Source organism: Lysobacter ciconiae (assembly GCF_015209725.1).
Lineage (GTDB): Bacteria > Pseudomonadota > Gammaproteobacteria > Xanthomonadales > Xanthomonadaceae > Novilysobacter > Novilysobacter ciconiae.
Genome location: NZ_CP063656.1, coordinates 782,037 through 800,968 on the forward strand (window position 1 = coordinate 782,037; position 18,932 = coordinate 800,968).

Below are 18,932 nucleotides of genomic sequence, written 5' to 3' on the forward strand. Positions count from 1 at the left end.
GGTGGTCTCAGGATTGTTTGAGCTGAGTGATCTGGCTCAGTTGTTGGGTGAGGAAGCTGCTGGTGCTCTGCATCTGCGACACCATCATGTCCAGGGCGGTGAACTGGCGGGTGTAGCGGGCTTGGACATCGCTGATGCGGCGGTCGAACCTCTCGCGTTCCGTTTTGAGCGATTTCAGCCGCGAGTTGAGCGCATCGGTGCGGCCTTTGATCATGCCGTCGTCGCCCAGCAAGGACTTGAGCGCGGCGGCCATCGGCTTCTGCAGTGCGCCCTCGTCACCGAGCAGTCGTTGCACGGCCTCCGGGTCGGCGGCGATGGCGGTGTCGAACTTGCTGCCATCCAGGCTCAGTGACCCGTCCACGCCGGTTTTCAGCCCAAGCTCCGCCAGTTGCGCGTAGTTGGCGCTGATCGCGCCGCGCAGGCTCTGGGTGATGGAGCGCGGCGCCGAATCGCCACTCAAAGGCGCGCCCGAACTGCTCTCCCCGCCCGATGCGCTCTGGGTGCGCAGGGCGCTCAGCGCGGTGTTGTAGGCGCTGATGAAGCTCAGCATGCTCGCCTTCAGCGGACTCGCATCGGAGGTCAGCGACAGCGAGGAGTTCTCGCCCGGTTTTGCCTTGGTGAGATCGATGGTGATGCCGTCGATCGCCTCGTCCAGGCGGTTGCTGCTGCTGGTGCGGCTAATACCGTCAATCAGGACACGCGCATCGTTGCCGGCATCGGCGACGGTCATCGTGCCGCCACTGGAGGCCAGGGCCTCCAGGCCGCCATCGCCGCCGCTCGTGCTGATCTGCATCCGGCCGTCGGTGCCGGTTTTGGTCGATGCCAGTACCAGCACGTCGCCGCTGTCGCCGCGCACCAGGGTTGCGGTGACTTCCTTGCCGCCGGCCTTGGCGTTGATGGCGTCACGGATTTCCGCCAGTGAACCCTTGCCTTCGGCAATTTCCACCTCGATCGCCTCGCCGTCGCCGACCGTGATCGACAGGCTGCCGTGGCCCAGCTGGGCGTCTTTGCCCGCTGCGTCTTTCGCGAGTGCCGCGGACTGCAGCTTGTGGGTGGTCGCCAGGCTCTCGACCGAGATCTGGTAGTTGCCCAGTGCGGCCTTGGTATTGGCCGTGGCGGTGAAGCCCGCATCCGTGCCGACGCTGACCTTGCGGCCCAGCGACGCGCCCACGCCCTCGAATTTCGCCAGCGCGCCCTGCAGGCCCGACAGGCCGGCGGTCACTTTGCCGAACGCGGAAATCTGCGCGGTGGCGACGCTTTCAATCCGGTTGAAGCGCGCATCGCCGGGAGCGCGCTCGGCCGCAACCAGCTGCGGGATCAGCCCGCTGAGGCCGGAGGAAAAACCGGGATTGGAAATGGTTGCCACGTTTCTCTCCTTGGAGCGATCTGGCCGGCGAGTCCGGTTGATCCAACGGCATCAAGCAAGAAGTGTTCCGGTGGTTTGCCGGCGCGTTCCGCGCACTGTCCCTGCCATGTTGATAACGGCACCGTGTGGGCAAGCTTTAGCCCAATCGCCCAAGCGTTGACGCATTCGAGCCCTGTGAGCGCCTCGCGGTCGCCAAAAAGAAAAACCGATCAGTGGCAAAGCCACTGACCGGTCGGGTGCTCCCAGGGGAGGAGCGATTAACGCAGCAGGCTGAGCACGTTCTGCGGCACCTGGTTGGCCTGGGCCAGCATCGCGGTACCGGCCTGGGCCAGGATCTGGCTGCGGCTCAGGTTGGCGGTTTCCTTGGCGTAGTCCGCGTCGACAATGCGGCTACGCGACGCGGACAGGTTCTCCGAGTTGGTCTGCAGGTTGGTAACCACCGAGGAGAAACGGTTCTGGATCGCACCCAGGTCGGCGCGGGCGGAGTTGACGTCCTTCAGCGCGGCGTCCATCGCCAGCATTGCCTTGTCGGCACCTTCGATGGTCGAGATGTCGAGGTCCTTGAAGCCGACGTTGTCGACACCGTGGCTCGTCTTGGTGTACGTGCCGGCAGTCAAACCCGTATCCGCCGGAACCGCCGTACCGCCGACGATGATGTCGTCGCCGTTCGCGGAGGTCAGGGTAACCAAGCCGGACGTGGCGTGCGCGCTCGCGGTAACGCCGGTTTTGCCGGACTGGGCATTAACGGCGGCGGCGATGTTGGCGCCTTGCCCCTGCGCATTGGTACCCGTGGCAATGTCACCCAGGTCGGTGCCGTTGATCGTCAACGCACCTGCAGCGACCGGGTTAAACGTAGTCGGTGCTGCTGCACCGGCATATACGACCGACTGGTAGGTGCCCAGCGATTCGATATTCGCATCGGTGATCTTGTCGACGGTGATGGTCTGGCCCTGGTCGGCACCGACCTGGAATGCTGCGGCCTTGAAATCGCCGTTCAGCAGCTTGGTGCCGTTGAAGTTGGTGGTGTCGGCGACGCGGTCGATTTCCGACTTCAGCTGCTCGACTTCCTTCTGCAGCGCGGCGCGGTCGTCGTCCGAGTTGGTGGCGTTGCGGGACTGCACGGCCAGCTCACGGATGCGCTGCAGGTTGTTGCCGATCTCGCCCAGCGCGCCTTCGGCGGTCTGCGCCAGCGAGATGCCGTCGTTGGCGTTGCGGGCGGCCTGGTCCATGCCGCGGATCTGGGTGGTGAAGCGCTCCGAAATCGCGAGGCCGGCGGCGTCGTCCTTGGCGCTGTTGATGCGCAGGCCCGAGGACAGGCGCTGGATGGTGGTGCCGAGGTCCGCGCTGTTGGTGTTGAGGTTGCGCTGGGCGTTCAGCGACATCACGTTGGTATTGATGACAGACATTGTTTTGGTCTCCTGAAAGGGATGCCGGCGGTCCGCCGGTTAGCTCGCAGGGGCGTCCCGTTTGGGTGTTGTCCGCTGCTGAGAAAGGTAACGGCAAGCGCCGGAGAAGCTTTAGGAAAAAACTTGCAATTCAGCCGATTTTGTTGAACAGCGAGAGACCCTGGATGCGCAAGGTCACTTGTTGTGCGGCCTCAAGGGCGGTGAGCTGCATGGTGAACTTGGACGCAGCCTCGGCGTAGTTGACGTCGCGCAGTCCTGACAGCGTCGTCTCCAGTGAGAGGCCGGTGGCGATACGACTTTCCGCGGCAGCATCCAGCGCGGACAGGCGTGCGCCGGTGCTCGCGCGTGCGCCGATCAAGTGCTCTTGCGCGCTGGTCAGGTCGCCCAGTCCGGCATTGAGTGCGTTGGTGCGGCGGGCTGCGTCAGCGGGAGAGTCGCCGGGCGCTTCAAGTGCATCGGCAAGAGATTTAAGGGTGGCGAAAATGTCGGCCTCAGGGGCGCGTTGCACGCTGAAGCTATCGCCCGTTTCGGGGCTCCCATCGAGCTTCAACTGCACACCTCCGGCGCTGATGGTCTGGCCTTTTGCCCAGCTCCCGGTGGCGACTTCGGTACCGCTGCCGTCGAGCACCCGGTAGCTGTCGGCCGCGGTGAACTCCACCGTGATGCCGCTGCCGTTCCACGCGCCGTGGTCGGTGACGCTGGCCGACTGCAGCATGCCAGTGCCGGTGTTGGCCGCGCCCACGCTGCCACGCACGATGCCGTCCCCGGTCGGCATGCGCATGAACAGCGCACTGCCGGGGTCGGCGTCGGCAAGATTCAAACCTGGGGCCACGACCACGCTGTTCTGGCCGTCGTTGCCGGAGTACACAACGGTGCCGCCGTTGTCGGCGAACGGCACGACGCCGTCGCGGGTGCCAGCGAACAGCGCGCGTCCGGAGCCGTCGTTGCTGTTGGCGATCGAGATCATTTCCGCGCGCAGGTGGCGCAGTTCGGTCGCGATGGTCTTGCGGTCATCGGCCGACAGCGTCGGGGTATTGGCCTGCACGATGAGGTCGCGCGCGCGGCCGACACGGTCGTTCGCGCTGGTGAGCGCGTGCTCCTGCAGATTCAGCCTGCGATCCACGTGGCCGGCGCTGGTCTTGTAGCTGTCCAGTGCGGCGAGCGCGTGGTCCAGCCCCTGCGCAGTGGATGCGGCGGCCGGATTCTGGCCGGCGTGGGAGTACAACCGGGTGCTGGTCATCTGCTCGTGCGTGCGGACCATCTCGGACTGGCGCTGGAGCATGCTCTGCAGGCCTTGCGCGTACATGCCGGCGGTGGAGATTCTCATCGTGTCGACCTCATGGATGCGGCGTCGGCCATATCAGCGGCGAACCGCGCTGAGCAGGGACTGGAACATGCTGTCGGCGGTGGCGATGACCTGGGCGGCGGCCTGATAGGCCTGCTGGTAACGCAGCAGATCGGTGGCCTCCTCGTCGAGGTTCACGCCGGACACTGACTCGCGCTCGGTAATGACCTGCCCATGGATCGCGGCCTGCGCTTCCAGGTTCAGCGCCGAGTGGCGGGCCTCGCCGCCGGTCTTGCCGGTCAGCTGGCTCAGCCCGTTGGTGAGGCTGAGGGTGCCGCCGTTGAGGAGGTCCTGCTTGTCGGTCGCGGCCAGCCCGAGTGCGTTGGCGTTGTCTGATGAGCGCGGTGGGGTGCGTGCCAGGGTGAACTGGTCGCCGGCGGCGGGTGTGCCATCGAGCTTCAGCGACCAGCCGTTGCCTGCGATCGGGGTGCCGGCGGTATAGGCGAACGGGCCGGCGCCGTCGATGGTGTACTGGCCGGCGTCGATGAACTCGATCGACGCCCCGGCGAAACCTGCGAACGCGGCCGCATCGGTGATCTTGCTGGCGCCGGCCTTGGCGCTGCCGACGTTGCTGCTGTCGGCGCTGATTTCCAGCGGCGCGGCGGCGGCGATGCCGGTCGGATCGGTCAGTGCGACCTTGAGGCCGCCGGCGGCGCCCGAGGTGGGGCGCAGCGAGAAACGGTCACCGTTGGCCGGCGTGCCGCCCATCACCAGTTCCACCCCGCCCACCTTGAGCGGATCGGCGGCGGTGCCACTGCCGGTGATCGCGACCGCTTCGCCAGTGTCGCTGCGGGTTGCGCCCCAGCTGCCGCCGTCAAAACGCAGCGTCAGGTCGTGGCCCTTCAACGCTCCTACGTCGCCGACGCTGGCCGCGAAGGTGGCGGTCCCGGTGTTGCCGGCGTGGCGGTCGATCCGCGGTGACGGGATGGAGAAGAAGTCCGCGCCGGGTGCGCCTTTGTAATCCACGCCGGCGCGCTGGGTGGCGTTGAATGTCTCCGCGAACGTCGTGGCCAGCCGGCCCAGTTCGGCGCGCGCGGGATCGAGGACGCGGCTGCGGAACTCCAGCAGGCCGCCGACTTCCCCGGACACGGTGGACGCCGACAGCGGTACCGAGCCGCCGTTGCTGGTTTGCAGCGAGAGCTGCAGACGATCCGCGTTGTAGGGATCCGCAACCGTTCCCAGCGCCATCGTGCGTGCGCCGAGGACCAGCGGCTGCCCACCGGTGGTGAACACGTTGAGCGAGCCGTCATCCTGGGCGACGGTGTGCGCACCGACCAGGTTGGCAAGCTGGTCGATGCGCAGCGCGCGCTGGTCGACCAGGTCCGGGGAGTTGCTGCTGCCGGCGGTCGAGATGTCGCGGTTCAGCAGGGCGATTTCGCTGGCCAGCTGGTTGGCCGTCGCGACCTGGGCCTTGATGCGCTGGTTGACCTCGGTTTCCTGGGTCGCCATCTGGCTGTCCAGGCTGCTCCAGCGCGTGGACAGTTGATTGCCCGCCGCAAGCAGCGCGTTGCGGGCGGAGGCGGAAGTCGGTTCCGCGCTGAGCCCTTCCGCGGCGGTGAAGAACGCCGACCAGGGCGCCGCCAGACCGCTGGCGGGATCGGACACCAGTTTGTCCAGGCGGGTGGCCATCGAAGACAGCTGGCCGAGTCGGCCGATCTCCGCACTGCTGTCGGTCTGGCGGCCGAATACCAGTCCGTCCGCGAGCCGCTGCAGTCCGGCGACGTCCACGCCGGCGCCGATGTAGCCGGCGGTCGTGCTCTGTCCCGGTCGCGCCGCCAGGTCCACGCGCTGGCGGCTGTAGCCGGGCGTGGAGGCGTTGGCGACGTTGTGGCCGACGGTGTTCAGCGCGCGCTGGAATGCCAGCAGTGCCGAGCTTCCGGTGGAGAGCAGTCCGCTCATGATCAGCCTCGCGGCGTGGTGCGTGGGAGCGCGGCGTACGCGCGCTCACCTGAGAGTTCCAGGGCGCCCAGTGCGCGCTGGAGGGTGGGGCCGTTCGCGATCGCCGAGATTTTGGCGGCGTAGGACGGATCGGTGGCGTAGCCGGCTTTTTGCAGCGCCGACGCGAAGCGCACAGGATCCTCGCCTGCGGCGATCGCGCCGGAGTAGCGCTCGTTGCGCATGAGCTTTGCGTAGTCCGCGAAGCTCTGCTGGACCGAGTCGTAGGCGCGGAAATGGGCGCGCTGGTTCTGGCGTTTGCCGTCGACGAATTCGTGGGTTGCCGACTCCACACGCGCGCCGCGCCAACTGCCCGTGGATTTGATGCCGAACAGGTTGTGCGACTTGTCGCCACCCACCAGCCGCCGGCCCCAGCCGGTTTCCAGCGCGGCCTGGGCGACCAGCGCCTTGGCCGAGACGCCCAGCTCGCGCGCGGTTTCCTTGGCCTGCGGCCAGATGGACCGGACGAAGGCTTCCGGGCTGCTGCAATCGAGCTTGGCGCCGGGATTGGTGCCCACTTCCGCGACCTCCGGCGTTTCCGGCACAGGGAGCGGCTGCGGCGCGACGGCGGGCAGCGACACGCCGGAGCGACTGGGCGCGAGTCCCAAGGCGCCAACACCCGCGCCGCCGGCATCCAGCGCCATCGGCAGTGGCAGGTTCTGCATCAGGGCGATCGGCCCCGGTCGCATGACCGTGCCGATGGACCGGTCCAGGTCAATGGCCACATTGGTTGCAGGTGATGCCGCCGGCAGGCTGCGCGACAGCTGCTGCTCGATCATCGGTGCCAGGCCCAGGCCGCGCCCCTTGGTCATCTCCTTGGCGAGCTGCTGGTCGTACATGTCGCGGTACATCGTGTTGTCGCCCAACAAGGGGTCGCCCAGGCTGGCGCTGCGCATCGACTTCAGCATCATCTGGGCGAACTGCGATTCCAGCTCACGCGCAGCCGTCTGCAACCGTTCGCGCGAGGCGTCGGCGGGCTGCAGGGAGAGGGCGGTGGCGGAAGGCAGGCGCATGCGGAGGTCAGTGCAATTCGTGTGCCTTGCCGCAGGTATCGAAGCAGCTCATCAGATCACCTCCAGCTCGGCGCGCAGTGCGCCAACCCGTTTGAGCGCCTCAAGGATGGCGACGATATCGCCGGGAGCTGCGCCGACCGCGTTCACCGCGTTCACTATCGCCTGCAGGGATTTGCCTTCCAGCAGAAACATGCGGTTGCCTTCTTCGCTGATCTCGATGGTGGACTGGGGCACGACCGCGGTGACGCCGTTGCCGAACGGCGCCGGCTGGCTGATCTGCGCGCTTTCCATGATCGATACCGTCAGCGAGCCATGCGAGACGGCCGCCGGCAGCACGCTGACGTGGCCGCCCATGACCACCGTCCCGGTGCGCGCATTGACGATGACCTTGGCCGCCGACGCGCCCGGGCTGATGTCCAGTGCCTCCAGCTGGGCGAGGAAGCCGATCCGGTCGTTGCCGGGCGCGGCGATCTCGATGGTCACCCCATCCACCGCCCGCGCAAGTCCCGGGCCGAACGCGTTGTTGACCGCGGTGACGATGCGCGAGGCCGTGGTGAAGTCGAACTCGTGCAGGTTCAGGGTGATGGTGTCGGAGGCGGACGCGCCCCCGGCGACGGCGCGCTCGACCGTCGCGCCGTTGGGGATGCGCCCGCCGTTGGGCGCGTTGACCGAAATCCGTGATCCGTCGCGGCCCGATGCGCCAAAACCGCTGACCATCAGGCTGCCTTGGGCGATCGCGTACACCTGGCCATCGGCGCCCTTGAGCGGCGCCATCAACAGGCTGCCCCCGCGCAAGGAACCGGCGTTGCCGATCGAGGACACGGTGACGTCGATGGACTGGCCGGGCTTGGCGTAGGGCGGCAACTCGGCGTGGATCGCTACCGCGGCGACGTTCTTGAGCTGCGGGTTCACGCCCGGCGGCAGGGTCACGCCGAGCTGGTCGAGCATGGTCTTCAGGCTCTGCACGGTGAACTGGGTCTGGCTGGTGCGGTCGCCGCTGCCGTCCAGGCCGACCACCAGGCCGTAGCCGACCAGCGCATTGCCGCGAACCCCGGCCACCTGGGCGAGGTCCTTGATGCGCTCCGCGCTCGCCGGTCCGGCGATGAACAGCGCGAGCACCGCGGTAACGGCGATGGAGCGAAGGCGGGTTGATGCACGCATGTCGTGCTCCTCAGTACGGGAAGGCAGCGGAATTGAAGAACCGGCCAAGCCAGCCCATTGCATTGGAGCGCGCCAAGGTGCCGCGCCCGCCATAGACGATCTGCGCGTTGCCGACCCGATCGGACGTAATGCGGTTGTCGGGTCCGATATCGGCCGTGCGCACGATCCCTTGAACCTGGACCAGCTCGTCGCCCTGGTTCAGGCGCACCTGCTTCTGCCCGCTGACCAGCAGGTTGCCGTTGCCCAGGTCCTTGACCACGCTGACGGTGACCTCGCCGTCCAGGCGGTTGCTCTGGGTGGAATCGCCGGAGCCGCTGAAGTCCCGGCCCGCATCGATCTCCGCCTGCAGGATCGCATTGCCCTTGTAGCTGACCGGCACCCCGGCGATGACCGGCGCGCCCATGCTGAGGCCGGACTTCTTGGATACGGCCGTTTTTGCCCGCGAGGTGGAGGACGTCCGTTCGACCAGGACGACCGTCAACAGGTCGCCGACCTCGCGCGCCTTGTTGTCCTGGAACAGCCGCAAGCGATGGCCACCGCCGCCGGCCTGGCTGCCGTAGATCGAGCCGCTGCCCTGCTGTTCGTAGCCCGCCGCGCCGGGCGTCGGCACAGCGGCCGTCTGCACGTGGGCGGCGTCCAGCGGAGCCAGCGGCGCGACATCGGCGAACGGCCGCACGTCGCCGACGATGCTTGCGCAGCCGGCCAGGAGCAGCAGCGACAGCGCGCCGATCGCCGCCGTGAAGGAGAGAGTGTTCATGTCCGTCACAGGTTCTGGTTGAGGAAGCCGAGCATCTGGTCGGTGGTGGAAATCGCCTTGGCGTTGGTCTCATAGGCGCGCTGGGTCTCGATCATCGACACCAGCTCCTCGACCACGTTGACGTTGCTGCCTTCCAGCGCGCCCTGCACCAGCAGGCCGGCGCCGTTTTCGCCCGGCGCACCCTGCTGGGCGGGACCACTGGCGCCGGTTTCCACGTACAGGTTGCCGCCCTTGGCCTGCAGGCCAGCGGGGTTGATGAAGTCGGAAACAATCAGCGCGCCGACCTGCACGCCCTCGGGCTGCCCGGCGATCTGCACGGTGATGGTGCCGTCGCCGGCGATGGTCACGCTCTGCGCCCCTTCCGGAAGTTGCAGGCCAGGCTGCACCGGATAGCCGGCATTGGTGACCAGCTCGCCCTGCGAGTTGATCTGGAAACTGCCGTCGCGCGTGTAGGCGGGACTGCCGTCGGGCATCAGCACCTCGAAGAACCCGCGACCGTTGATCGCGACATCCAGTGCATTGCCGGTCTGCGACAGGTTGCCCTGGGTGAACTGCTTGTCGGTCGCGGCCACGCGCACGCCGGTGCCGGTCGACAGGCCGGTCGGCAACTGGGTCTGCTCGGACGACGCACCGCCAGCCTGGCGGACGTTCTGGTACAGCAGGTCCTCGAAGCTGGCGCGGTCGCGCTTGAAACCCGTGGTGTTGGTGTTGGCGAGGTTGTTGGAGATCACCGCCATGCGCGTCTGCTGCGCGTCGAGGCCGGTCTTGGCGATCCAGAGTGCCTGGGTCATGGGGAAATCCTCCGCGGATAATGGGGTGGATCGGCTGCATCAGCCGAGCGGGTCTAAATAAAATCAGCGCGCCGAGAGCAGCGAGTTGCTGGCCTTGGCGTTGTCATCGCCACTCTGCAAGACGCGTACCTGCATCTCGAACTGGCGCGAAAGCTGGATCATGGAAACGAGCATCGACGTGCTGTCGACGTTGCTTTGTTCCAGCGCGCCGGAGGTCAGCACGGCGCCGGCCGCCGGTGGCAGCGGCTCGCTCCCCGCGGGCAGGTGCATCAGGCCGTCATCGCCGCGCTCCAGGTCCGCGGTGCGTGCGGCTGCGATCTGCAGGCGCCCGACTTCGGCCATGGTGTTGGCGGGTTGGCCCAGCGGAACCACGGAAATCGTGCCGTCGTTGCCGATCAGCATCGACTCATGCGGCGGTATCGCGATCGGCGCGCCGTTCTGGTCGAGTACGGACAGGCCGGCCGCGGTGGTCAGCAGGCCGTTCTGGCTGAGTTGCAGGTTGCCGGCGCGGGTGTAGGCCACCTGTCCGCCGGGCGATTGCACGGCCAGCCAGCGATCCCCGTTCATCGCCACGTCCAGCGCGTTGCCGGTGGCGTTGATGGCGCCGGCGGTGTCGCTGACGCCGAGCGTGCTGTAGGTCGCCGCGATTCGGGAGTCGTGTCCCTCGCCCTCCACCGGACGGGCCACGGTGCCGGCAAGCGTGGCCTGGAAACCGACCGTGTTGGCGTTGGCGAGGTTGTGCGAGACCGCGCCCTGCGCGCGCAAGGTGGCGCTGGCGCCGGTCATCGCCACGTACATGGCCTTGTCGATCATCGCGCGAGCCTCCGGCTATCGGCCATCAGCGGATGTTGATCACGGTCTGGGTGATCTGGTCCTGGGTGGAGATCATCTGCGCGTTTGCCTGGAAGTTGCGCTGCGCAGTGATCATGTTGACCAGTTGCTCGGTCAGGTCGACGTTGGACGCTTCCAGCGCTCCGCCCTGGACCATCCCGAACGCCGACGAGCCGGCGGTACCCACGCGCGGATCGCCCGATTCGGCGGTCTCCGCCCAAGCGTTGTCGCCCAGCGACTGCAGGCCCTGCGGGTTGGCGAAGTTGGTCAAGGCCACCTGCCCCAGCGGAGTGGATACGCCGTTGGTGTAGCGGGCGTTGACGATGCCTTCGGCGGATACCTCGATGCCGGTCAGACGGCCGGTCGCGTGGCCGTCCTGGACCAGCGCCGATACCCCGAACTTGTTGCCGTACTGGGTGGAGTTGCCAAGGTCCAGGGTGACGGCCATCGGCGCGGCGCCGTTGCCCGGATCGTGGGCAGGCATCGGAAAGCGGCCCGGACTGGGCGAGAGCAGTGCACCGGTGTCGGAGTACTGCAGGGTCGTCGGCGCGCCGGCCACGGTGCCGTCGATGGAGGTGTGGATCTGCCACTCGTTGGGGTTGGCGGTCTTCACGAAATGCATCGATTGCGTATGTGCCGCACCCAGCGAGTCGTAGACTGTCAGCGACGTGGTGTGGGTGTAGCTCTCCGGGTCATTGGCGTCGAACGGCGTGACTGCCGGCGGCTTGGCCTCGGCCGAGAGGTTGGTGCCGATGTCGACCCTGCCGGTCGCCTGGGGAGGCGCATCGCCGACCGCCAGCTGCAGGTCGCCCAGCTTTCCGGTATCAAAGCCCGTACCGCTGGCGCTGGGCGGGAATACCTGCAGGCGGTGGCCGGCCGGATTGACCACGAAACCATCGCTGTCGGCACCGAAGTTGCCGGCGCGCGAGTACACGGTGGCGCCGTTGTTGGACATTGTGAAAAAGCCCTGGCCGCTGATCGCCAGGTCGAGCGCCTTGCCGCTGAACTCCACATTGCCCTGGTCGAACTGCTGGGCGACCTGGGCCAGCTTGACGCCCGCGCCGATGGCGTTTCGCGACAGGCCGTAGGCGGAAACGGGAAACACATCGGCGAATTCGGCCCGCGATTGCTTGAAGCCGAGGGTGTTGGAGTTGGCGATGTTGTTGGAGGTGACGTTGAGGTCGGACGTGGCCGCGTTCATGCCACTGAGCGAGATGCGGAAACTCATGCGGTGTGCTCCTGGAGGGGCGGTGGGAGGCGGCGGTCAGCCGACACGACGGATCGAGGACAGCGCGTGGCTGCCCAGACCCGAAAGGTTGAGGACGAGCCCGGTCGGCTCGATGGAAACGCTGTCGACCTTCGCGGCCAGGCGCAGGTCGAGTGCTTGCGCGTCCTTGCCTGTTCCGGCGGTCGCGCGCATGGAGTACGTGCCCGCCGCGATGGGCTCGCCGTCATCGTTGCGGCCGTCCCACTGCCACGGGACATTGCCGGCCGCGCCGGCCTCGACGCTGGTGCGACGCACGATCGCGCCGGCGCTGTCGACGATCTCGATCTGGATGGTCCCCGCAGAGGTCGCGACGATCTCTCCTCGGGTGGCTGCCCCGGCCGCCAGCTGAACCGTGTCGGCCGCGACCAGCGCCTCACGCCCGACCAGGCTGGCTGCTCGCAGCGTCTGATCGGACTCCATCACGCTGGCCATCGAGCCCATCGCAGACTGCATGTCGTCGATGCCCTGCACGGTGGAGAACTGCGCCAGCTGGCCGAGGAACTGGTTGTTGTCCAGCGGCTTGAGCGGGTCCTGGTTCTTGAGCTGCTCGGTCATCAGGCGCAGGAAGTCGGCCTGGCCCAGCGAGGTGCTGCGGTCCTTGGCCTGTGGCGCCAAACCGAGCGAGCCGTAAGGGTTCTCTTTGCCGGTGGCGGGGATGCTGGTCATGGCTTCGTCTCTTCAGTGCGGGGTGGGCTACTTGCCCAGGTTCAAAGTCGCCATGGCCAGTTCCTTGGCGGTGTTGAACACCTCCACGTTGGCCTGGTAGCTGCGGGAAGCGGAGATCATGTCGACCATCTGGGCGACCGGATCGATGTCGGGCGCATAGACGTAGCCGCCCTCGTCCGCCAGCGGATGCCCCGGGTCGTAGCGGCGGATCGGCGCGGCGTCGGACCGGGTGACATCCTTGACCTGCACGCCGGCCAGTTCGGGCTTGCCGGCGACCGCTTCGGAGGAAAACACCGGATGCAGCGGGCGGTACACCGCATCCGGGTCGCCCGACACCGAGTCCGCATTGGCCAGGTTGCTGGCCACGGTGCTCAAACGCACCGACTGCGCGTTCATCGCCGAGCCGGCGACGTCGAATATTGGAAGGTTGCCCATGACGATTGCCCCTTATTGCCCGGTGATCGCGGTCAACATCCCGCGCACCTTGGACTCGACGAAGGACAACGACGCCCGGTATTCCAGCGACGCCTGGGCGAAAGCCGCCTTGGCGCGCTCACCGTCCACCGTGTTTCCGTCCATGCTGGGCTGGCTGGATGCAGGCGCGTACCGGGCGCCCTGCGCCGCCTGGGCGATGGGATCGCCTGCCCCCACACCGGGTTGCAGTGCCGCACTCAGCGCGCGGCTGAAGTCCATGTCCTGGGCCTGGAACCCGGGAGTGTCCGCGTTTGCCAGGTTGGAGGCGAGCAACTGCAGGCGCTGCTCGCGCAGGGCAAGTGCGGTGCCGTGGATACCAAGGAAATCAGACATTGCGCCTTCCGGAGTGCGGGTTCACCCGAACTCAAGCAAGGCGCGTGCCACAAGCCCGCCACGACAGGCGTCAGCTGTCCCTTTGCAGGGTGTTCATACGCTCGACGATGCGTTGGGCCAGTTCGCTCTCGGAGTATTTGGGCACGAAATCGTCCGCGCCCACGCGCTCGACCATCGCGTGGTTGAACACCCCCGACAGCGAGGTATGCAGCAGGACGTACAGTCCACGCAGCATCGGGTCGCGCCGGATTTCCGTCGTCAGCGTGTAGCCGTCCATCGCGGGCATCTCGATATCGGAGATCACCATCGCGTAACGCAGGTGCGGCGCTTGGCCACTCTCGGCCAGTTGCTGCAGATGCTCCAGTGCCTGGCGGCCGTCGGAAAGCAGGGTCGCAGGCAAGCCAAGCTGCTCCAGGACCGAGCGGATCTGGTTGCGCGCAACCCGGGAGTCGTCGACGACCAGCACTTCCTGCGGCGAGCCGGCAGCCGGCTGCAGGGGCACGATGCTGCCGACATCGCTTTTGCGCGGCGACGACTCGGCGAGCACGCTTTCCACGTCGATCAGCTGGATCAACTCTCCCTGGTGCCGGGTCACACCGGTCAGGTAGTTGCCCTCGCCACCCATATCGGGCGGCGGCTGGATGTCCTCCACCGCGATGTTGACGATGCGGTCGACCCCCGCCACCAGGAAGCCCTGCACGCTGCGATTGAATTCGGTAACCACCAGATACCCCGGGTCCGCGGTGCCCTCCGTGTCATGGCCAATGGCCCGCGCCAGGTCCAGCACCGGCACCGTGCGGCCGCGGATGTCGGCCGCCCCGCTGAAGGCGGCCGGCAGCTGCGGCAAGGTAAACAGGGGCGGGCGGGGGATGACTTCCTGGACCTTGAAGACGTTGACGCCAAAAAGCTGACGCGGTCCCAGCCGGAACAGCAACAGCGCAAGCCGGTTGTGTCCCGCCAGACGGGTGCGTTGGTCGATCCGGTCCAGTAATTGATGGGTCATGCAGCGTTTTCGGCGCTCCGGGTCAAATCTTGAGCCCTGACCTTCGGCATCGAGTGCCAGTGCTCGTGGCTGACACGGCAGCGGGTGGCATGCGAATTGCTTCTCTTAACCATGCGACGCGTGCAGACCAGCATTCCGCTGCGCCTGCCGTGTCGATCCAGCCACTGCCGTGAGGAGCAACGTGCGCGTCCTATTGCTGATCCTGATAACCCTCGTCGTGTTGAGCAGTGCCTCGGCGGCGCGTGCGGCCACAGAAGTCGTGGACATACAGGTCATCCGCGGCGCGGCGCTGGAGGCCCTGGGCTTGTCGGGCACACGCTCCCGCGCCATGGTCGACTCCGCGCTGCGCCTGCAACCGTGCGCCGCCCCCCTGCAGGCGACGCCGACGGGACCACGAACGGTCGAGGTGCGTTGCACGGACGCACCCGGCTGGAGGCTCTTTGTGCCGGTCAGGGTGGTGCGCGAAGCCCAGGTCGTCGTGCTTACCCGGCCCGTCTCCGCGGGAACGACGATCACTGCCGACGACGTCGAGGTGCGCCGGCAAAGAGTCCACGGCGGTGCCGCCTATGCCGAGCCTTCCACCGTGATCGGCATGACCGCAACGCAGGGACTGGCGTCGGGCGCCGCGCTTGGCGATAACGTTCTCTCGACGGGCCCGTTGTTGCAACGCGGCGATCCGGTGATCCTGGTATCGCGCGCCGGTGGGATCGAGGTGCGGATGGCGGGCCGCTCCCTCGGCCGCGCAGCACCCGGCGACACGGTATCGGTGGAGAACCTGGGCTCCAGGCGTATAGTGCGCGGTCGCTTGATCGGAGAGGGGACGGTGGAAGTCGGAAGCTGAACGCGACGGCCTTCCGCCCTAAAGTTCCCCTCGCACGGGCCGTAACCGACAGTGACCGAGCAATCAGGAGCGCGTGATGTCCAACCATATAAGCGGGAGTACGCCGCCGTCAGCCCACGCGACGGACCGGGCCTCGCCGACAGCCGCGCGTATTCGCGCGGGCGGAGACCGATCCGAACCGGTGGCGGCTGCCGCAGCCCCCGACAGTCTGCGATTGACCGGCGAGGCGGCCGGACTGCAGGCACTGGAGCGCTCATTGGGAACCGCACCGCCGGGCATTGACGTCGCCCGCGTCAATGAAGTGCGGGCGGCCATTGCCGACGGCAGCTACCGGATCGATGCGCACAAGATCGCCGATCGCATGCTGGCCTTCGAGGAAGCCCTGCAGAAATGAACATGCCGGCGCCGGAGCCTTCACTGGTGTCCTCGCTGGACGCGCTCGAGCAGGCGCTTGATGCGGAGCGGCAAGCGCTCCTGGACCACGACGTCGACGCTCTGCTGGGTTCCACGCAGGCCAAACTTGTGGCTCTGCGCCAGCTCGAATCGCGCCAACTGAACGATGGGATGTCCGCGCGCGTGCTTGCATTGGCCGACTTCAACCGCGCCAACAGCGTGTTGCTGACGCGGCGCCGGCGCGAGGTCAGCTGGGCGCTCAGGCATCTGGGCCGCGTCGAATCGGCAGGCGTGTACGATGCGGGAGGACAGTCCAGCACCCGCCCCCAGGTGCGCATTCTCGGAGTCGGATGAACCACGAAGCGCAAGCCCGCGGCGAACATCAATGGAGCCGCGACCTGCTCGCAGTGCTCTCCCTGACCGATAGCGCGTTCGTTCTTTTCGAAGCCGGCTCGACCGGCTTTTACGCCAACCCTGCGGCGGAGCATCTCGCAAGCCAATTGCAGCCGGAAGTGCCGCCGGGCGAATCGCTGGGGATGGAGCGGCTGCTCAACCTGATCCCCGATGGGGCGTGGGAAACCGCCGCAAAGGACGGTCGCTGGCAGGGCGAGGTCGTCGCTGATCCCACGTCGGCGGTGGTGGAGATCAAGCTGTTCGCAGCCCAGGGCGGCGGGCGCGAGCGGTTTGCGACGTTTGCCGATGTGACTTCCCGATCAACGCGCGAGAGGGAGTTGCAGTGCCGGCACGACGAGCTGGAGTTCACCTATCAGCGGCTCGCCGGCACCCAGCAACAGCTGCTGCAGTCGGAGAAGATGGCTTCCATCGGCCAGCTTGCCGCGGGCGTGGCGCACGAGATCAACAACCCGGTCGGCTACATCCAGTCCAACCTCGCCACGCTGCAGGATTACGTCAGCGCGCTGTTCGCCATGATGGCCGACTATGCCGACACGGTGGCGGGGAGCGGGGACACCGTCACCCGGGCCGCGTTGGACGCCAAGCGCGAGCGCCTCGATATCGACTTCATCACCGGCGATCTGCCGCAGTTGCTGGAGGAGTCACGGGAAGGCATAGAACGCGTGACAAAGATTGTCCAGGACCTCAAGGATTTCTCGCGCATCGGGCCCGACGAGCCCATGCGGCCGTCGGATCTGGAAAAGGGCCTGGAGTCCACGCTCAATATCGTCTGGAACGATCTCAAGTACAAAGTGCGCGTGGAAAAGCACTACAGCGCACTGCCACTGGTGGAATGCCACGCCTCGGAGATCAACCAGGTACTGATGAACCTGCTGATCAACGCGGGCCAGTCCATCCAGGATCGGGGCACGATCGCCCTGGCGACCGGCGCCGATGACGGCGAGGCGTGGATCAGCATCAGCGACAGCGGGTGCGGGATGCCGCGAGAGGTGGTCCAGCGCATCTTCGAGCCGTTCTATACCACCAAGCCCATCGGGCACGGGACCGGGCTGGGGCTGGCGCTGTGCTACAGCATCATGGCCAAGCACCATGGGCGCATCGAGGTGTCCAGCCGCCTGGGCACGGGAAGCACGTTCCGCGTCGTGCTGCCGGTCAACCAGCCCGACACCCAGCCGGTCAACCACCCGCTCACGGAAGGCTAGCGGATCACATCGCGGGATTTTTCCTCGTGCGCGCGAAACGCCGCCTGGATGTGGCCGCGCAATTCCTCATCGTTCCAGGGCTTGGTGAGAAAACGGTAGATCGAGCCGCGGTTGATCGCATCGGTGATCGCGGCCAGGTCGGTGTACCCCGACAGCACCAGGCGGACCGTGTCGGGATAGAGCTCGCGCACCCGCGTCAGGAACTCGGTTCCGCTCATGTCGGGCATGCGCTGATCGGACAGGATCACCTGCACCGGATTGCTGGCGAGCAGGTCGAAGGCTTCGCGGACGCCGTTGGCCGTCAGGATGCGGTAGCCGTCCCTGCGGAACAGGCGAACCAGTGACCGCAGCACGTTCTCTTCATCGTCCAGCAGGAGCAGGGTGCGCTCGGGCCGGGTGGTGGCGAATGCACCCGGGCGGGGGAACCTTCGCCGGATAAGGTCGTACAGATCATCGGCCGGCGCCGGCATGCCAAACAGGTAGCCCTGGAAGAAATCACAGTGGTTGCGCCGCAGGAAGCCCAGTTCCGATTCGCTTTCCACGCCCTTGGCGGTGACCTTCATGCCCAGGCTGTGACCCATCGCGATGATGCCGCGAACAACGGCTGCACTGCGCGCGTCGATGGCGACGTTGCGGATGAAGCTGCGGTCAATCTTGAGGCGGTCCAGTGGGTACTGCGCCAGCGATGAGAGACTCAAGCCGCCCAGGCCGAAGTCGCGTACGGTCAACGTCGCGCCCAGCTCGCGCAGGCTGGCCAGGTTGGTGGCGACCTCACGCACGTCGAGCGCCATCGCGCTTTCCGGGATTTCCAGCTCGAGCGCCTTGGCCGGCAATCCGTGGCGGTAGATCAGTTCTCCGATCCGGTCCACGCAATCGCGCTCTGCCAGCAGCTGCTCGGTGACCTGGACCGAAACGTTCAGGTAATCCAGGCCCTGCAGCCGCCACTGGGCCAGCTGGTGCGCCGCCGCCTCCACCGACCACCAGCCCAGCTTGGCCGACAGGCCGACGCGTTCCACCATTTCCAGGAACGGATGCGGGAGCAGCGTTCCCTGGTCGGGCGTCTGCCAGCGCAGCAATGCGCTGAAGCCGCACAATCCGCCGTCGTCGGCGCTGATCAGCGGCTGATAGAACAGTCGCAGCTGGTCGCTCTCCATCGCTTCCACGAAGCGCTCGGCAAAGCCATCGGTGGGATCGGCGCGAGCGGGTGGCGCGTGCGTATACAAGCCGACGTTGTCGAGTCCCTCTTCCTTGACCCGCAGCAGTGCCTGTTCGGCACTGGCGAGCAGCGCAGCGGCATTGCCGGCGTGGTCCGGAAAAATCGCCACGCCGATCGAGAAGGTGATCGACAGCGTGTAGGGCGGAATGGAAAGCGGGACGCGGAAGTCGTCGCGGATCCGGTCGGCAAGTCCGCTGCCGTCGAGTTCGCCCTCGCGGTAGCCGATCGCCGCAATGAACTCGTCGCTGCCCAGGCGCCAGATCCAGCCATCCTGGGGAATGATCTTGCGCAGCCGCTGCGCCGCTGCGGAGAGGACCTTGTCGCCGACGTCGTCGCCCATGTTGGCGTTGATCGACCGCAACATGTCGACATCGATGTGCAGCAGCGCCACCCGGCGCCGGGTCGCGCTCGCGGCTGCCAATGCCGTGGTCAGGCTGGGGCCATTGCCACCCAGGCGATGGATGCCGGTGACCGGGTCCAATGAGACATAGCCGAAGTCATCGTAACGGCTGAACATG

General features: G+C 66.9%; 19 protein-coding genes. 4 read left to right on the forward strand and 15 right to left on the reverse strand.

Annotated features, from left to right (window positions below; all coding sequences use genetic code 11):
- Positions 1-7: 7 nt before the first annotated feature.
- The 14 genes from fliD to INQ41_RS03610 all read right to left on the reverse strand — a co-directional run bounded on the left by fliD (position 8) and on the right by INQ41_RS03610 (position 14,348).
- Positions 8-1,366, reverse strand: coding sequence for a flagellar filament capping protein FliD (fliD, locus tag INQ41_RS03545; protein ID WP_193986259.1), 1,359 nt, complete (start codon positions 1,364-1,366; stop codon positions 8-10).
- Between the two features lie 257 nt (positions 1,367-1,623).
- On the reverse strand, positions 1,624-2,772 hold the full coding sequence (locus INQ41_RS03550; protein ID WP_193986260.1) for a flagellin: 1,149 nt from the start codon (positions 2,770-2,772) through the stop codon (positions 1,624-1,626).
- A 130-nt stretch (positions 2,773-2,902) separates the two neighbouring features.
- Positions 2,903-4,099, reverse strand: coding sequence for a flagellar hook-associated protein FlgL (gene flgL / locus INQ41_RS03555; protein WP_193986261.1), 1,197 nt, complete (start codon positions 4,097-4,099; stop codon positions 2,903-2,905).
- A 33-nt stretch (positions 4,100-4,132) separates the two neighbouring features.
- On the reverse strand, positions 4,133-6,016 hold the full coding sequence (flgK, locus tag INQ41_RS03560) for a flagellar hook-associated protein FlgK (protein WP_193986263.1): 1,884 nt from the start codon (positions 6,014-6,016) through the stop codon (positions 4,133-4,135).
- A gap of 2 nt (positions 6,017-6,018) precedes the next feature.
- Positions 6,019-7,065, reverse strand: coding sequence for a flagellar assembly peptidoglycan hydrolase FlgJ (gene flgJ, locus INQ41_RS03565; RefSeq protein ID WP_193986271.1), 1,047 nt, complete (start codon positions 7,063-7,065; stop codon positions 6,019-6,021).
- 51 nt (positions 7,066-7,116) lie between these two features.
- Positions 7,117-8,226: a flagellar basal body P-ring protein FlgI gene (locus tag INQ41_RS03570; RefSeq protein WP_193986273.1), complete on the reverse strand. Its 1,110-nt coding sequence runs from the start codon at positions 8,224-8,226 to the stop codon at positions 7,117-7,119.
- 10 nt (positions 8,227-8,236) lie between these two features.
- The gene (locus INQ41_RS03575; protein WP_193986275.1) at positions 8,237-8,983 is read right to left on the reverse strand and encodes a flagellar basal body L-ring protein FlgH; all 747 of its coding nucleotides are present in this window, start codon (positions 8,981-8,983) and stop codon (positions 8,237-8,239) included.
- Positions 8,984-8,988: 5 nt separating this feature from the next.
- Positions 8,989-9,774, reverse strand: a complete 786-nt coding sequence (flgG, locus tag INQ41_RS03580) for a flagellar basal-body rod protein FlgG (RefSeq protein WP_193986277.1) — start codon at positions 9,772-9,774, stop codon at positions 8,989-8,991.
- A 63-nt stretch (positions 9,775-9,837) separates the two neighbouring features.
- Complete coding sequence (locus INQ41_RS03585) at positions 9,838-10,584, reverse strand: flagellar basal body rod protein FlgF (protein ID WP_193987196.1); 747 nt, start codon at positions 10,582-10,584, stop codon at positions 9,838-9,840.
- Positions 10,585-10,612: 28 nt separating this feature from the next.
- Positions 10,613-11,833 carry a flagellar hook protein FlgE gene (gene flgE / locus INQ41_RS03590; RefSeq protein WP_193986279.1) on the reverse strand — a complete coding sequence of 407 codons (1,221 nt, stop codon included), beginning with the start codon at positions 11,831-11,833 and terminating at the stop codon, positions 10,613-10,615.
- A 36-nt stretch (positions 11,834-11,869) separates the two neighbouring features.
- Entirely contained in the window at positions 11,870-12,538 is a 669-nt protein-coding gene (locus INQ41_RS03595; RefSeq protein ID WP_193986281.1) for a flagellar hook assembly protein FlgD, read from the reverse strand.
- 27 nt (positions 12,539-12,565) lie between these two features.
- Positions 12,566-12,973: a flagellar basal body rod protein FlgC gene (gene flgC / locus INQ41_RS03600; RefSeq protein WP_193986283.1), complete on the reverse strand. Its 408-nt coding sequence runs from the start codon at positions 12,971-12,973 to the stop codon at positions 12,566-12,568.
- Between the two features lie 12 nt (positions 12,974-12,985).
- Positions 12,986-13,345 carry a flagellar basal body rod protein FlgB gene (gene flgB, locus INQ41_RS03605; protein ID WP_193986285.1) on the reverse strand — a complete coding sequence of 120 codons (360 nt, stop codon included), beginning with the start codon at positions 13,343-13,345 and terminating at the stop codon, positions 12,986-12,988.
- 70 nt (positions 13,346-13,415) lie between these two features.
- The gene (locus INQ41_RS03610; RefSeq protein WP_193986286.1) at positions 13,416-14,348 is read right to left on the reverse strand and encodes a chemotaxis protein; all 933 of its coding nucleotides are present in this window, start codon (positions 14,346-14,348) and stop codon (positions 13,416-13,418) included.
- 181 nt (positions 14,349-14,529) lie between these two features.
- On the opposite strand from INQ41_RS03610, the gene flgA reads away from it, so the two are divergent.
- The 4 genes from flgA to INQ41_RS03630 all read left to right on the forward strand — a co-directional run bounded on the left by flgA (position 14,530) and on the right by INQ41_RS03630 (position 17,198).
- Positions 14,530-15,189: a flagellar basal body P-ring formation chaperone FlgA gene (gene flgA, locus INQ41_RS03615; RefSeq protein WP_193986288.1), complete on the forward strand. Its 660-nt coding sequence runs from the start codon at positions 14,530-14,532 to the stop codon at positions 15,187-15,189.
- A 76-nt stretch (positions 15,190-15,265) separates the two neighbouring features.
- Positions 15,266-15,583, forward strand: coding sequence for a flagellar biosynthesis anti-sigma factor FlgM (flgM, locus tag INQ41_RS03620; RefSeq protein ID WP_193986290.1), 318 nt, complete (start codon positions 15,266-15,268; stop codon positions 15,581-15,583).
- The gene (locus INQ41_RS03625) at positions 15,580-15,936 is read left to right on the forward strand and encodes a flagellar protein FlgN (RefSeq protein WP_193986292.1); all 357 of its coding nucleotides are present in this window, start codon (positions 15,580-15,582) and stop codon (positions 15,934-15,936) included. Before flgM ends, INQ41_RS03625 begins: the two co-directional genes overlap by 4 nt.
- Entirely contained in the window at positions 15,933-17,198 is a 1,266-nt protein-coding gene (locus tag INQ41_RS03630; RefSeq protein ID WP_228076691.1) for a sensor histidine kinase, read from the forward strand. The genes INQ41_RS03625 and INQ41_RS03630 overlap by 4 nt, the downstream gene beginning before the upstream one ends.
- On the opposite strand, the gene INQ41_RS03635 is transcribed toward INQ41_RS03630, so the two are convergent.
- Positions 17,195-18,931, reverse strand: a complete 1,737-nt coding sequence (locus INQ41_RS03635) for an EAL domain-containing protein (protein WP_193986294.1) — start codon at positions 18,929-18,931, stop codon at positions 17,195-17,197. The two genes, INQ41_RS03630 and INQ41_RS03635, sit on opposite strands and share 4 nt — an antisense overlap.
- Between the last annotated feature and the right edge of the window lies 1 nt (position 18,932).

Bases quoted from the DNA above. Each gene is read 5' to 3' on its own strand.
- INQ41_RS03550 (WP_193986260.1), bottom strand. From the start codon at position 2,772: ATGTCTGTCATCAATACCAACGTGATGTCGCTGAACGCCCAGCGCAAC.
- flgL (WP_193986261.1), bottom strand. From the start codon at position 4,099: ATGAGAATCTCCACCGCCGGCATGTACGCGCAAGGCCTGCAGAGCATG.
- flgK (WP_193986263.1), bottom strand. From the start codon at position 6,016: ATGAGCGGACTGCTCTCCACCGGAAGCTCGGCACTGCTGGCATTCCAG.
- flgJ (WP_193986271.1), bottom strand. From the start codon at position 7,065: ATGCGCCTGCCTTCCGCCACCGCCCTCTCCCTGCAGCCCGCCGACGCC.
- INQ41_RS03570 (WP_193986273.1), bottom strand. From the start codon at position 8,226: ATGCGTGCATCAACCCGCCTTCGCTCCATCGCCGTTACCGCGGTGCTC.
- INQ41_RS03575 (WP_193986275.1), bottom strand. From the start codon at position 8,983: ATGAACACTCTCTCCTTCACGGCGGCGATCGGCGCGCTGTCGCTGCTG.
- flgG (WP_193986277.1), bottom strand. From the start codon at position 9,774: ATGACCCAGGCACTCTGGATCGCCAAGACCGGCCTCGACGCGCAGCAG.
- flgE (WP_193986279.1), bottom strand. From the start codon at position 11,833: ATGAGTTTCCGCATCTCGCTCAGTGGCATGAACGCGGCCACGTCCGAC.
- INQ41_RS03595 (WP_193986281.1), bottom strand. From the start codon at position 12,538: ATGACCAGCATCCCCGCCACCGGCAAAGAGAACCCTTACGGCTCGCTC.
- flgC (WP_193986283.1), bottom strand. From the start codon at position 12,973: ATGGGCAACCTTCCAATATTCGACGTCGCCGGCTCGGCGATGAACGCG.
- flgB (WP_193986285.1), bottom strand. From the start codon at position 13,345: ATGTCTGATTTCCTTGGTATCCACGGCACCGCACTTGCCCTGCGCGAG.
- INQ41_RS03610 (WP_193986286.1), bottom strand. From the start codon at position 14,348: ATGACCCATCAATTACTGGACCGGATCGACCAACGCACCCGTCTGGCG.
- flgM (WP_193986290.1), top strand. From the start codon at position 15,266: ATGTCCAACCATATAAGCGGGAGTACGCCGCCGTCAGCCCACGCGACG.
- INQ41_RS03625 (WP_193986292.1), top strand. From the start codon at position 15,580: ATGAACATGCCGGCGCCGGAGCCTTCACTGGTGTCCTCGCTGGACGCG.
- INQ41_RS03630 (WP_228076691.1), top strand. From the start codon at position 15,933: ATGAACCACGAAGCGCAAGCCCGCGGCGAACATCAATGGAGCCGCGAC.
- INQ41_RS03635 (WP_193986294.1), bottom strand. From the start codon at position 18,931: ATGTTCAGCCGTTACGATGACTTCGGCTATGTCTCATTGGACCCGGTC.